The following is a 13,193-nucleotide window of genomic DNA, read 5'->3' as shown; positions in this document are numbered from 1 at the left end:
CTGTGGCTCCAATTACTTTTGGGATATCTTTTCTTATTGAAAGCAGCAAAGCTCAAGCTACGACAATGCACAATAACCGGGCACCACCTTATCAGGGAGGTGCCCGTGCGGTTCATCAGGCATCAGCCTGATTATCAGTCACAGCAGCATCAGCCTTGACCTCAACCACGCTTGGCTGCGGTTGATGAGTCAGTTTCGACAAGATACTGGCCAGCGTCTGGCGCATAACCGGGCGGCGAATTATCATGTCGATAGCGCCTTTTTCAATCAAGAATTCACTGCGCTGGAAACCCGGCGGCAGCTTTTCACGAACGGTTTGCTCAATAACGCGAGGGCCAGCAAAGCCAATCAATGCTTTTGGCTCAGCAATATTGATATCGCCCAACATCGCCAGACTGGCGGAAACACCGCCCATGGTCGGGTCAGTCAACACTGAGATATAAGGCAAGCCGCGCTCTTGCATTTTAGCTAAAGCAGCACTGGTTTTTGCCATCTGCATCAAGGACATCAATGCTTCCTGCATACGAGCACCGCCACTAGAAGAGAAGCACACCAGTGGGCAATTATCTTCCAGTGCCTGTTCTACCGCGCGAACAAAGCGAGCCCCCACAACTGATGCCATTGACCCACCCATAAAGGCGAATTCAAATGAAACAGCCACAATAGGCATACCCTGCAAGGTTCCTTTCATGGCAACCAAAGCATCTTTTTCGCCCGTCTCTTTTTGCGCAGCTGAGAGGCGGTCTTTATACTTTTTGGAATCCTTGAATTTCAGGATGTCCTTCGGCTCCAGTTCGCTACCCAATTCAACTTCACTGCCTGCATCCAACAGCATATGTAACCGTGCTCGGGCTGACATACGCATGTGGTGATCACACTTAGGACACACTTCCAGATTACGTTCTAATTCAGCACGATAAAGTACCTGACCGCAACTGTCGCATTTTGTCCACACCCCTTCAGGAATACTCGCTTTACGGGTTTGTGTGATATTGCTTTTGTTAAGAATTCGTTCAATCCAGCTCATCGATGACCTTTCTGTTTGAACCTGGCTGTTGCCAGTCCGCTGTTCATGCTTTAACCATCTCCCTGAAAACGCCCCAATAAAAAATGCCTAAGACATACGCCAGTACAGCGTCACTAAGGCACTAAACTCGGATTGTCCGCAGGAACAGACCATAAATGTTACTCATTAAACCATATTGGCTCGACAGTGTAGATAAAAAACTGGTCGAACCCGCGGCTTAGGTAACGTTTTTACTGATTTTTCTGACGCGCGGCCGCACGCCGATGCCGCCAAACCTCGAATACACCCGGCAAAATTGACACCACAATAATGACGACAATCAGCAATTTCAGATTGTTCTGCACGATAGGCACATTACCAAACAGGTAACCAGCATAAGTGAATAACAGCACCCATACTAACGCCCCAATCACGTTATAAGCGGCAAAGTGACGATAGGACATTTTACCCATACCGGCGACAAAGGGCGCAAAAGTACGAATGATCGGTACAAATCGCGCCAAGATAATCGCTTTACCACCATGCTTTTCGTAAAACTGATGGGTTTTATCCAGATAACTGCGACGGAAAATCTTGGAATCTGGATTACTGAATAACTTTTCACCAAACACTCGGCCAATGGTGTAGTTAATTGCATCCCCCAGAATGGCGGCGGTTACCATCAAGGCCACCATAATGTGAACATTGATATCATTAGAAGGCAATGAGGCCAATGCGCCGGCCACAAATAACAAAGAATCTCCCGGCAAGAATGGCGTTACCACCAGACCCGTTTCACAGAATAAAATCAGGAATAAAATGCCGTAAACCCAGACCCCATACTGCGCCACCAACTCCGCTAAATGAACATCAATATGTAAAATAAAATCAATAACGAAACGTATAAATTCCATAAATACTCTCGAGTGGTAAACGAGCTTAATCTTTGATTGAGCGAGCGAGTTTAGCTGAACTTCCTTAGGTATTCCTTAGCCTCAGGTAAGCAGCCAGTCAAACTCGCATTATGGCCTAAAAACAAGATGATAAAATCAGTCATCAGCTAAAAAAAGCGGCCCCATCGGCGCTTTCGGTAAAGCAAAGTTATCGGGATAGTCGACCGAAACTAAATATAACCCTTCCGCTTTTGCCGTCGCCGCGGCACGCGTTCTGTCTTTCAGCGCCAATAACTCCGCCATCCAGTTGACACTCTGATGACCACAACCAATCTCTATCAGACTGCCGACAATGTTACGCACCATATGATGCACGAACGCGTTGGCCTTGATATCTACCACGATATACGCGCCATGTCGGGTAACTTTGACATGTTTTACATTTCGCCATGGTGTACGAGACTGGCACTGTACCGCACGGAACGAGGTAAAATCATTCTCACCGAGCAAACATTGCGCGGCTTGTTCCATTTTTTCGGCATCCAGCGGCATATAACAATGGGTTACCCCTTGCGCCAAGACCGCCGGGCGATAGCGATGATTAAAAATGATATAACGATAACGGCGAGCAGTTGCACTGAAGCGGGCATGGAAATCATCATCAACCGTTTTTATCCAGCGAACCGCAATATCTGGCGGTAAATGGCTGTTGACCCCCATTGTCCAGGCGGCATCTTTGCGTTCTGCGGTGGTCAAAAAATGGACCACCTGCCCGGTCGCATGCACTCCGGCATCTGTCCGCCCGGCACAAAATACGCCAATAGGTTCATTGGCAACTTTTGAGAGTGCTGCTTCCAGGCAGCCCTGCACACTGGCAACCTCTTGCTGGCGTTGCCAACCAAAATAGCGACTGCCGTTATATTCAATGCCCAGCGCAATTTTAATACCCGCAGCTTCAGCCACGGTATTTTCTGGCTGAGCCGACTCAAGTTCGGACATCAGTATAGTTGCTCCTGCAACAGGCGCTCCGCCGTTTCAATTGCCATTAATGCGCCACCAAAACGAATATTGTCGGCTACCGACCAGAACTGCAATACCTCGGGAATACCATAGTCATTGCGGACACAACCGATACTTAAAACATCACTGCCGGAAGCATCACTGACTTGAGTTGGGTAATCATCTTCTTCAGATAACTGGATATCTTCACAATTTTCCAGTTCGCTGCGAGCTTCATCCGAGGAGATCGGGCGTAAAGCTTCCAGATGAACCACCTGCGCCTGGCCATAAAATACCGGCGACTGAATACAGCTCACGGAGATTGGTAACCCTTCGTCTTGTAAGACTTTACGCACCTGATCCACCAAACGGCGCTCTTCGCGCACACTGCCCTCTTCGTCAGCCAGCAGTGGCAAAACGTTAAATGCTAATTGTTTGGCGAAAAAACCTTGCTCAGCGGGAATGCCATTGAGCAGTTTGGCACTTTGCCCCGCGAGGTCATCCACTGCAACTTTGCCATGGGCGGAAGCAGAAATCAGTGCGGTGACATGCAGACGGGACAAACCGGCCTGTTCAGTCAATGGTTTAATCGCGGTTAACAACTGGCTGGTTAGGCTGTCAGCAACTGCCACAATATTGCGATTGCGATAATCCGCCAATACTTGTGGGTTCACACTGGGGACCACTAATGGCACATCCGGCTCCATCGCGAACAAGCCGCTGCTGTCAATGACCAGACAACCTGCATTACCCGCTTCTTCCGCATATTGCTGCGAAGCTTCCTGACCCGCAACAAAGAAGGCCAGTTGCGCCTGCGACCAGTCAAATTCTGCGGCATTTTCAACTAATATGCTTTTGCCGTTGAAGCGCACGGTAGCACCCGCACTGCGCTCGCTGGCCAGAGGATACAATTCACCAACCGGGAACTGGCGCTCATTTAACAGCTCCAGCAAAGCTTCACCTACTGCGCCCGTTGCTCCTAACAGAGCAATATTCCAGCCGTCAGACATGTTGGTTTTCTCCACTAACGTTCATTAAATTACAAGGATTGATACAAGGACAAAGGCGGTAAAATACCGCCTGATATTCCATCATAATTATGCTACAGAGCGGCTTAGCGTAATTGAGTACTAAACCCTAATTTCTGTAACAACTCAGCACTGGCGGCATCGTCGCACTGCACACAGAGTGACGACCATTCACGCCGTTCTTGATAGTGCTTGCGCAGGCGGTCAAATTCACCCGGTTGGCCCGCAACACGGCGCAGCGGCGCATCATCGCGGCGCACATCATACACCAAGTGCATCAATCGTTTTAATGTGCCTTCGTCCAACTCACCATTTAACTGTAATTGGCTGAATTCTGGCGCTGGCAATAAGGAAGCAAGCTCGACAGATTGTGGTTGACCCAAATACTGGCTGAATGCCTCAAACACTTGAGTGGTGCCGCGAGCTTTGCCTTCTAATGTGTATCCAGCGATATGGGGGGTTCCGATATCAACACGGGCCAGCAGCGGCAAAGATAACTCTGGCTCTGGCTCCCACACATCCAATACCACACTGAGTTTTTTGCCTTTCTCCAGCGCGCGGAGCAATGCAGCATTATCGACAACCGCACCGCGACAAGCATTAATCAGAATGCGGCCATCCGGCAGCGCAGCCAGTAATTCATCATCTGCCATGTGCAAACTTTGATAAGCACCAGTTTTATTAAGCGGCGTATGGAAGGTGAGAACATCAGCCTCGCGCACCAGTTTTTCCAGTGGCCAAAACGTCTCTTTATCGCCCCGATCCGCACGCGGAGGATCACACAGAAGTGTGCGAACGCCCAGAGCTTGTAGGCGAGCATTCAGCCGTGAGCCCACATTGCCGACACCAATGATACCGACAGTTTTATCACGCAACTGGAAACCATCACGTTCGGCCATCATCATCAGCGCGGAGAAAACATATTCAACCACAGCAATAGCATTGCACCCAGGCGCAGCAGAAAAGCCAATACCCTGTTGCTGTAGCCAGTTATCATCGACATGGTCAGTGCCAGCAGTCGCCGTGCCCACAAAACGAATTGAAGTGCCTTGCAACAGCGCTTCATTCACTTTGGTGACCGAGCGCACCATCAGCGCGTCGGCACCAGCCAGTGCATCAAGGGGGATTGGTCGCCCCGGCACCGCCTGAACATCACCTAACCGCTGGAATAGCGCATCGGCGTACGGCATATTCTCATCAACCAGAATTTTCACTTTGCTCTCCGACAGCTTGCTGCCCTACAGATGAAAAACAGGGGGGTCAGTATATACCCAAAGTTATTGAAGTTGCAGCCAACACCCTGCGGCCTCAAGTATGAAGGGGATTACTCCGACGAAAACGCTCTGGCGTCGTCCCGGAAACTTGCTGAAACATCGCAATAAATGCGGACGCTGAGCTATACCCCACATCAAGGGCGACATTTTGCACCGTTAGCCCTTGTTCCAGCAAAGAAATTGCATGTAAAAAACGCAATCGTTGCCGCCATTCACTAAACGCCATCCCCAACTCTTGCTGGCAACGGCGCGATAATGTTCGCTCCGTCGTATAGACCCGCTTCGCCCAGAGTGCCAACGACGTATTGTCTGATGGGCAGCGCTCCAGCGCCGTTAGAATGGGCGACAACAACTTATCTTGTGAGGTAGGCAAATAAGTACATTGCACTGGTGAAATTCTGAGCTGGTCAATTAACACGCGCCCCAAACGTATATCTTGCTCACTTTCTGGCATAAATAAGCCACGAGAGAAACAATCCTCCACGATGGCGTTAAAAATCGGGCTGACATTGATAAGGCAAGCTGACGTGGGGAGCTCATCACAGAATTCCTGTGCAATATCAATGGCGCGAAAATGCATCGGCTTGCGATTATAGCTGGAATGCTCGACACCAGCGGGAACCCAAACACTGAATTCAGGGGGTGCCAGAAAGCGCTGGCCGCCAATATTCATTGCTAACACGCCCGATTTAACACAGATCAATTGCCCATAGGCATGGGTATGAGGCAGGAATTCAGTATTGGCATTGTATATCTCACAGCGGAAAGACAAGTTCTGCGGCGCGCTGGCAGCAACCACCGGAAAATTAGGTTTTGTCATCGTCATTTATCTCTTGTGGTTCCGCGCCTGTCGGCTGAAATTGTCCTAATCACAGCAACCATTGTCTGATTATCAGTATATAGAATAAATCAGACAGATGTAGACTAGCCTTCTTCTTTATTGATGTTGCAGCGATATTAGCGGCTCTCACTACTCGGCCCCCTCTGAGTCTTGCTTCTACAAGGCCGCTGCAACGCCAATGACTTTGGGTATATATACCTTGCTGTTTAGATGAGAATGATGAGTATGAATGTGTTATTTCCCTTATTCGCGGTGATTATCTGGTCAATCAATGCTGTTGTCAGCAAAGTATCCGCCACCGCCATCGATCCGGCGGCAATCTCTTTCTATCGCTGGGTACTGGCATTACTGACTCTAACGCCATTTTTACTGCTGGGCGTTATCCGCAACTGGCAAGCCATCCGTGTTTATTGGTGGAAACTGATGATTCTGGGGCTGTTAGGTATGGTGCTGTATCAAAGCCTAGCTTATTACGCCGCCCACAGTGTCAGTGCCCTGTTTATGGGAATACTCAGCTCATTGATTCCATTACTTACTGTGCTTATTAGTATTGTGGTGTTACGTGTTGCGCCTACTGTCGGGATTGCATTGGGGAGTGTGCTGTCATTAGGCGGGTTAGTGTGGTTGGTCAGCGCGGGTAATCCGGTACAATTGCTACAGCACGGCATTGGCAAAGGCGAACTGATGATGTTCGGCGCATCAGCATCCTATGCACTCTATGGGGTATTGACCAAGCGCTGGGCGATTCAGTTACCTAACTGGCAATCCCTGTATATGCAAATTGCCTTTGGTGTGGTGCTGTTATTACCAAACTTCCTGCTGGCACCAGATGTGCAATTAACCGCGCAGAATATCCCACTGGTATTATTTGCCGGCATCCCTGCTTCTATTATTGCGCCTTATTTATGGATTCATGGCGTAATGCGACTGGGGGCAAACACCGCGTCAATATTTATGAACCTAACACCGGTATTTACAGCCATTATCGCCGTCACTTTCCTGCATGAGCAATTGCACAATTATCATCTAATTGGTGGTGGTATTACCCTGGCAGGGGTGATCTTAGCTCAACGCCTGCGCACACCATTACGCCGAAGAATAGCGCAATAAATTATTAAGGTGAGATAGCGCCACGGCTATCCGTTGTGGCTATCTCACCCACTGTATTATCTTTTCTGTGCAGCATTAATACGCCTAATAAGACCAATGCGCTGCCAAGTAATTGCGAAGCCGATAAGGTTTCGTCTAACAGAAAATATGCAATTACAGCAGTAAACACCAATTCCAAAGTTAATATCAAACTGGCCACGGCCAACGGGAGAGTTTTCAAACTCAGATTAAATAAACCAAAGCCCAGTAATGTCGGCCCTGCTGCCAAAATCAGCAATAATCCCCAGCCAGACCATTGAATACCTTGCGCCCCTGCAGACAAGAAAAATACATCTCCCACCATCTGCTGCAACCCGGGCACCGGGAACCACATCAGAAACTGATTAAATATCCATTGATAGACGGCAGAGAAACCAAATACATACAAAATGGTATTCCACACTGGATAACGGCGGTCAGTGGCAATTCGTCCAGCCAGAGTATAAAAGCTGTAACCAATTCCCGACGCTAGCCCAATAAATAAACCGATAAAATTAAAATCTGTCGCCGTGATATTCACGCCATCACTGACCAAAAAACAACCCGCCAGACTGATTACAATAACGAATAGCTCGCGCCAGCCCATATATTCGTTATAAAAAATCCAGCCCAGAAAAACAGTAAAACCTACCGAGCAATAAACCAAGATAGTGGATATCGACGCCCCGTTTAACGCGACGGATTCTGTCCATAATCCATTAAATACCGCCAACAGTAGGCCATAAGACAAATAGAATTTCACTTGGTCGCGGCGTAATTTGGCCCACTCGGGCCTGATGACTAATAAAATGGGCAACAGGACGGCTGCAACCAACCCCGCGCGCCAAAAAGCTAAGACAGATGTGGGCAAATGATAATGTACAGTGAGGATGCGGATAATAATCCCGGTAAAACCTAATAACATGGCACTGATAATGGCCAGTGCGTACCCTTGCCGTTTGCCGGTAAAAAAGCCGCTGCCCATCAGCGGAGTGCGGATAAATGATGGGGGTAATCCCGCCGGTACTGCCATAACAGCCTCATTAGATTCACAGCATTAATTAGTTTGATACGATTTTACTCCGGCGTTTTCTCACCACCAGTGCCACTTCCCTACTGATTAATACAGGCCACTTTTTCTTTCTTGAAGCCCTGCTGGCATTGGGTATAGTGAATGCATCATTTTATATATGAGCCACTTTCGGCGTTATGACATGCATATTCCTTTAGATCGCCAACAAGATATTCCGCTGTATCTGCAAATTGAAGAAGCACTGCGCCGAGCTATCCTCAGTGGTGTGTTCGCTGACGGGGATAAATTGCCATCAACTCGCACTCTGGCTACCGAATTATCCGTTAGCCGTCTCACCGTGGATAACGCCTATGCCGAGTTAGCAGCAAAAGGTTTTTTACAGCAACGGCGTGGGAGCGGGGCCTATGTCCGCTACCTGCCGCCACCGCCAAGTCAGCCACAACCGCTGTTGCAAGGTGAGTTTCCACTCGATCGTTTTACCACCGTGACCTCGCGCCTTGACGGTTATGCTGACATTCCCCTGCCCCCGGACACCATCAATTTTGCCGCAGGGATTGGCAACCCGAAGGTTTTTCCGCTGGATGAATTTCGCCAGACGCTACAATCGATACTGCGGCGTCATGCTGAAGAAGCATTCAGTTACGGCGACTACTGCGGCTATTACCCCTTGCGCGATACTCTCAGCCGTATTCTTTCTGCACAGGGTATCCCGACGCGCCCCGAGCAATTGCTGATAACCAATGGTTCGCAACACGCCATTAGCTTGGTGAGCCAATCACTATTAGCGCCGGGTGATACGGTGTTGGTGGAAGAGCCCACTTATGCCGAAGCACTTGCCCTGTTTCGCCTGCATAAGGTGAATGTTGTTGCACTGCCCAGTGATCAACAGGGCATGCAACTCGAAACCCTGCCCGCGCTGTTAGCTGAACATCAACCTAAACTGATCTATTGCATTCCCAACTTCAATAACCCCACGGGTCGCTGTATGAGTGAGGGCCGTCGCCATCAGCTACTGCACATAGCTCGACGCGCGGGAGTCGTCATCCTTGAGGATGACTATGTGGGTGACTTGCGTTATAGCGGCAAGAAGTTGCCTTCACTGCGCTCACTGGCGGCCCCGAGCGAAGTTATTTATGTCAGTACTTTTTCCAAAATGTTGCTGCCCAGCATGCGCATTGGCTATCTGGTCGCCGACCAACCGCACTACACACAACTGGCGCGCTTAAAACATGTTGATAGTTTTACCAGTTCGAATTTGATCCAGCGGGCGTTGGATGCCTTTGTTACCATTGGGCGTTACGACAAACAATTGCGCCGGGCTTGCCGTTTATATCGCCAACACCGCGATGCTATGGCCGAGGCACTGACACAAACATTGCCGTTGGGTTGCCAGTTTGAAATACCTGATGGCGGGTTATTTATCTGGCTGCAACTGCCTGAAAACGTGTCAGTTTCGCAATTAATGCCACTGGCATGGCAAGCTGGCGTGACCTTCGCGCGAGGTGGCGGATTTTATACCCAAGAATCATCCGGCGAATTTACCCTGCGTTTAAATTTTGCCGCCAACTCCCCGGAACGGATAGCCCAAGGAATTACCCGGCTAAGTGCAGCAATCGGGCAATGTCAGGCAAAAAAAAGCCCGGCATAGTGGCCCGGGCTTTAAATGAAAAAATATTAAATTAGAAAGATGCCAGCCATAAGCGCAGTTTCATCCCCCAGTAGCTGGTCCAGCCGCTGGTGTGCTGTACCATCTTACCTTGATAGAGGATGACCACCGTCGGTGTGACATTAATTTGCCACTGAGCTGATAACTGGCCTTGCGGGTCATTAATCACTGGCAATTGATAGCCTTTTTTGCGCAGCCAAGTTTCAACTTGCGCGGGATCACCAGAACGTAGCGCCACAGTCAGAACATTTTCGCCCTCTTGCACTAACTGATTGACGCTGGGCGTGGTGAATTTACACACTCCGCACCATGTCGCCCAGAAATAGATAAGCAGAGGTTTTTCCTGACTCATTTCCTGTAAGGAAACGGTATTTCCTGCCAGTGTTTGTAAGGCCGAATCCTGCCAATCCGCTGGGGTTTGCGGGCTACGCAGCCAATCCATTGCGAACGAAACCACCGCCACCAGCAGCAACAAAACCACCAGCTCTTTCCCCCAGCGTTTTAAGCGATTCATTTACCCGCCTGCGCCAGTTGCTGTTTCACTATCGTCTCCAGTTGTTCGTAAGAAATAGCGCCCGGCACCATTTGGTCGCCAATCAAGGTGGCAGGTGTGCCCTGAATACCTAACTGATCAGCGAGTTTCAGATTAGAGCGCAGCACATTCAGACTTTGTTCACTCGGTTCCACAGCAGTCACTCCGGTTTTTTTCTGTGCGGCAGCAATACTGCTGGCATCGTGGAAGCCCTTTTTCGCCATCAAACGCTGATGAAAAGCCATCCATTGATCAGGATGCTGTTGCCATAAGGTCAACGCCAGCCGCGCACTGGTCACTGAGCTTTCCCCTTTAAATGGCAACGGTTTTATCACTACCGCCACCTGTGGATATTCTTTGACCAGTTTTTCCAGCAATGGATCAAACGTTTTGCAGAAGGGGCAATTGTAGTCGGTGAACGAAACCAAAGTCAGTTGCGGGGTTGTCGCGCCAAAGCGAGGGCTACCGGGGTCTTGATACAGGGCTTGCTTGTTGGCCGCAATAAATTGACTCAGTTGTTGCCCCTGCGCATCATTGGCTTGCTGCTGCCAGGCATTGACCGATTGTTCCAAAATATCCGGATTCGCTATCAGCGTTTCACGAATCAGTTCTTTTATCCGCACCTCTTGTTCCGGGGTAAAAGGGGCTGCGGCCCATGATGGCGCTGAAAGTAAGGCAATCAACAACACAGTTAGAATTCTCATTTTTCATTTCCTTTAGCATCGGCCAACACTTTTAATAAAACATCACGGTCCAGCAGTGGAGAAAGTACGACGCCCTGCGGTTGCTGTGGCCCATAAATTTGATTGAACGGGATAGCAACACTGCCACGCTCGCGTAAAAATGCCGTGATATCAGCAGAAGGACGTGTCCAATCCCCGCGTAATGCCACCACATCGGGCGCTTGCAGGGCCTGTTGCACATCATCGCGCATCAGCACATGTATCTTGTTGACTTTGCAGGTCACACACCAATCTGCGGTAACATCAACAAAGACTCTTTTGTGCTCCGTCAGTGCTTTTTTAATGGCTGACTCCGTTAATGGTTGCCACGGGATATTGTCACGCAACGGCTTGCGCCATAAATCGGCGGTTAGCGATCCTGCCAGTAGCAATCCTCCGACAATCAGCACGGCGATTAGACTGACAATGGCGGCAATGCGAGCACCATAACGCCAGCCGATAGCCAGTAGCAGCGCCAGCAATAATATTCCGGCCGTGACCATGACAGTTTGCAAACCAACATGGCTGGTCATCAAGCTCAGTAACCACAAGCTGGACGCCAGCATCAGCACGCCCATCGCGATCCGCAGATGATTCATCCAGCGGCCAGGGCGCGGTAAACACAATGCCAATTTGGGCCACGCCGCCACCGCCAGCCACGGTAAACTCATCCCAACACCGAGCGCGGTAAAGATTCCCCACAGCGCTGGCAAAGGGGCCGCTAGCGCAAAAGCCACGGCAGTGCCAAGGAAAGGCGCAGAGCACGGCGTTGCTAACAAGGTCGCCAAAGCGCCTTGCCCAAAATGACCCGCCATACCATGCGCGCCCGGTTTCTCAACTCGGGGAGCGGCGATGCGGGTATTTAGCGATGAAGAGAGCTGAATCTCGAACAGACCAAACAGGTTGGCGGTAAAGAGCGCAGTGACCAAGACCATAAAACCGATAAACCACGGGTTTTGGAATTGAATGCCCCAACCAAGAGCATGGTTACCCAAACGCAAAGCGGTCATCAGCAGGGCCAATAACCAAAATGAGGTGATTATCCCGGCAGATGAGGCCAGAAACTGCCAACGCACCTGACGACGAGTTTGATGCTCAGTTTGCAGAATTGAGCTAAGCTTCATCGCCAATACCGGCAGCACACATGGCATCAGGTTAAGAATCAACCCACCCGCCAACGCCATGAGAACCCAAGACCAAAACGTGCTCGTGGATTGCGGCAAAGTCAGTGCTTGCCCGATAGTCACCGTGGCTTCTTGCGCCAGCCCCGCGTCGGTCATCACCAGAGTCAGTTGCTTGCCACGCAGGTCTCCCGTCCCCTCTCCCCAGCCGTCAGTAGCGGACACCCGTACCGACAATTGGTTGCCCTGCACCGTGACGATAGGCTTGCCAAGATCGACATCTTCCAAAGTATCGAAAAACAATTCAGGTTGCTGCCAACCTTCATCACGCTGAGCAAGTATTTGCACTTCTCCCTGACTAAAACCGGCCTGAATATGCTGAGTCAGCGCATTAGCAATCGGCACCTGCCCCATTGCTTGGGCAAAATCATGTTCGAATTGCTGCTGACTTTCAGCACTGACGGCTGAGGTCACATCAAGACTAAACGGATAGTCCGTCAAAATGCAGACATTACTGCACGTCGACAAGGTCAATATTCCACTAAGCGTATTGGGAACCTTGCCGGAAATCACAATGGGCAGAACGGCCTGCTCATGATACCCCTGAGTAGAAATCCCAGATACATCAAAACGTTGCGGCACAGGCCAATACCATTTAACCGCGTCGAGAGGCGTTGACCAGGTAATGGTGGGGGCAATACCCCCTTCCCCTGGCGAGCGCCAATAGGTTTTCCAACCTTTTTCCAACTGAATGTTAAGTAGCATGCGGGTTTCACTGCCAGCAGAAGGTTCGGTACGGATCCGAACCTTGGCATGGTCATTTTGTCCACTGACCAGCCAGCCGCTATCTGCCGCCCAAAGAGCTGGCATCCATAGCAGCAACAGACAGAACAAGGCTGTCTTGCTTAAATTGAGCATTATTTTTCTCCAGAAATAGATTAATTACAGCA

At 49.9% G+C, this 13,193-nt stretch carries 12 protein-coding genes; 2 read left to right on the top strand and 10 right to left on the bottom strand.

The window, feature by feature from the left end; translation table 11 throughout:
• Nucleotides 1-115 precede the first annotated feature (115 nt).
• The 6 genes from accD to F0T03_RS07385 form a co-directional block, all read right to left on the bottom strand.
• Nucleotides 116-1,027: an acetyl-CoA carboxylase, carboxyltransferase subunit beta gene (gene accD, locus F0T03_RS07410; protein WP_145556312.1), complete on the bottom strand. Its 912-nt coding sequence runs from the start codon at nucleotides 1,025-1,027 to the stop codon at nucleotides 116-118.
• Nucleotides 1,028-1,257: 230 nt separating this feature from the next.
• Nucleotides 1,258-1,920, bottom strand: a complete 663-nt coding sequence (locus F0T03_RS07405; RefSeq protein ID WP_025378957.1) for a DedA family protein — start codon at nucleotides 1,918-1,920, stop codon at nucleotides 1,258-1,260.
• 135 nt (nucleotides 1,921-2,055) lie between these two features.
• Complete coding sequence (gene truA, locus F0T03_RS07400) at nucleotides 2,056-2,898, bottom strand: tRNA pseudouridine(38-40) synthase TruA (RefSeq protein ID WP_145556311.1); 843 nt, start codon at nucleotides 2,896-2,898, stop codon at nucleotides 2,056-2,058.
• The gene (locus tag F0T03_RS07395) at nucleotides 2,898-3,908 is read right to left on the bottom strand and encodes an aspartate-semialdehyde dehydrogenase (protein WP_145556310.1); all 1,011 of its coding nucleotides are present in this window, start codon (nucleotides 3,906-3,908) and stop codon (nucleotides 2,898-2,900) included. The genes truA and F0T03_RS07395 overlap by 1 nt, the downstream gene beginning before the upstream one ends.
• A gap of 104 nt (nucleotides 3,909-4,012) precedes the next feature.
• Nucleotides 4,013-5,140: a 4-phosphoerythronate dehydrogenase PdxB gene (gene pdxB / locus F0T03_RS07390; RefSeq protein WP_159677604.1), complete on the bottom strand. Its 1,128-nt coding sequence runs from the start codon at nucleotides 5,138-5,140 to the stop codon at nucleotides 4,013-4,015.
• Nucleotides 5,141-5,234: 94 nt separating this feature from the next.
• Nucleotides 5,235-6,020 (bottom strand): AraC family transcriptional regulator, encoded by a 786-nt coding sequence (locus F0T03_RS07385; protein WP_159680762.1) that lies wholly within the window; start codon nucleotides 6,018-6,020, stop codon nucleotides 5,235-5,237.
• A 246-nt stretch (nucleotides 6,021-6,266) separates the two neighbouring features.
• On the opposite strand from F0T03_RS07385, the gene F0T03_RS07380 reads away from it, so the two are divergent.
• Nucleotides 6,267-7,151: a DMT family transporter gene (locus F0T03_RS07380; RefSeq protein WP_159677603.1), complete on the top strand. Its 885-nt coding sequence runs from the start codon at nucleotides 6,267-6,269 to the stop codon at nucleotides 7,149-7,151.
• 4 nt (nucleotides 7,152-7,155) lie between these two features.
• On the opposite strand, the gene F0T03_RS07375 is transcribed toward F0T03_RS07380, so the two are convergent.
• Nucleotides 7,156-8,202, bottom strand: coding sequence for a DMT family transporter (locus F0T03_RS07375; protein ID WP_159677602.1), 1,047 nt, complete (start codon nucleotides 8,200-8,202; stop codon nucleotides 7,156-7,158).
• 181 nt (nucleotides 8,203-8,383) lie between these two features.
• Between F0T03_RS07375 and pdxR the strand changes: the two genes are divergently transcribed.
• On the top strand, nucleotides 8,384-9,850 hold the full coding sequence (gene pdxR / locus F0T03_RS07370) for a MocR-like pyridoxine biosynthesis transcription factor PdxR (protein ID WP_162526905.1): 1,467 nt from the start codon (nucleotides 8,384-8,386) through the stop codon (nucleotides 9,848-9,850).
• Between the two features lie 31 nt (nucleotides 9,851-9,881).
• On the opposite strand, the gene F0T03_RS07365 is transcribed toward pdxR, so the two are convergent.
• Genes F0T03_RS07365 through F0T03_RS07355 form a run of 3 tightly spaced genes read right to left on the bottom strand, consistent with a single transcriptional unit; the run spans nucleotide 9,882 to nucleotide 13,161 of the window.
• A complete protein-coding gene (locus F0T03_RS07365; RefSeq protein ID WP_159677601.1) occupies nucleotides 9,882-10,382 on the bottom strand; it encodes a protein disulfide oxidoreductase in 501 nt (166 codons plus the stop codon).
• Complete coding sequence (locus tag F0T03_RS07360; RefSeq protein ID WP_145556304.1) at nucleotides 10,379-11,104, bottom strand: DsbA family protein; 726 nt, start codon at nucleotides 11,102-11,104, stop codon at nucleotides 10,379-10,381. The genes F0T03_RS07365 and F0T03_RS07360 overlap by 4 nt, the downstream gene beginning before the upstream one ends.
• Nucleotides 11,101-13,161: a protein-disulfide reductase DsbD family protein gene (locus F0T03_RS07355; RefSeq protein ID WP_159677600.1), complete on the bottom strand. Its 2,061-nt coding sequence runs from the start codon at nucleotides 13,159-13,161 to the stop codon at nucleotides 11,101-11,103. The genes F0T03_RS07360 and F0T03_RS07355 overlap by 4 nt, the downstream gene beginning before the upstream one ends.
• Between the last annotated feature and the right edge of the window lie 32 nt (nucleotides 13,162-13,193).

This window comes from Yersinia canariae (assembly GCF_009831415.1).
Lineage (GTDB): Bacteria > Pseudomonadota > Gammaproteobacteria > Enterobacterales > Enterobacteriaceae > Yersinia > Yersinia canariae.
This window is presented reverse-complemented; position numbering and strand designations above follow the sequence as displayed.

Bases quoted from the DNA above. Each gene is read 5' to 3' on its own strand.
- accD (WP_145556312.1), bottom strand. From the start codon at position 1,027: ATGAGCTGGATTGAACGAATTCTTAACAAAAGCAATATCACACAAACC.
- F0T03_RS07380 (WP_159677603.1), top strand. From the start codon at position 6,267: ATGAATGTGTTATTTCCCTTATTCGCGGTGATTATCTGGTCAATCAAT.
- F0T03_RS07355 (WP_159677600.1), bottom strand. From the start codon at position 13,161: ATGCTCAATTTAAGCAAGACAGCCTTGTTCTGTCTGTTGCTGCTATGG.
- truA (WP_145556311.1), bottom strand. From the start codon at position 2,898: ATGTCCGAACTTGAGTCGGCTCAGCCAGAAAATACCGTGGCTGAAGCT.
- F0T03_RS07365 (WP_159677601.1), bottom strand. From the start codon at position 10,382: ATGAATCGCTTAAAACGCTGGGGGAAAGAGCTGGTGGTTTTGTTGCTG.
- F0T03_RS07385 (WP_159680762.1), bottom strand. From the start codon at position 6,020: ATGACAAAACCTAATTTTCCGGTGGTTGCTGCCAGCGCGCCGCAGAAC.
- F0T03_RS07405 (WP_025378957.1), bottom strand. From the start codon at position 1,920: ATGGAATTTATACGTTTCGTTATTGATTTTATTTTACATATTGATGTT.
- F0T03_RS07395 (WP_145556310.1), bottom strand. From the start codon at position 3,908: ATGTCTGACGGCTGGAATATTGCTCTGTTAGGAGCAACGGGCGCAGTA.
- F0T03_RS07375 (WP_159677602.1), bottom strand. From the start codon at position 8,202: ATGGCAGTACCGGCGGGATTACCCCCATCATTTATCCGCACTCCGCTG.
- F0T03_RS07360 (WP_145556304.1), bottom strand. From the start codon at position 11,104: ATGAGAATTCTAACTGTGTTGTTGATTGCCTTACTTTCAGCGCCATCA.
- pdxR (WP_162526905.1), top strand. From the start codon at position 8,384: ATGCATATTCCTTTAGATCGCCAACAAGATATTCCGCTGTATCTGCAA.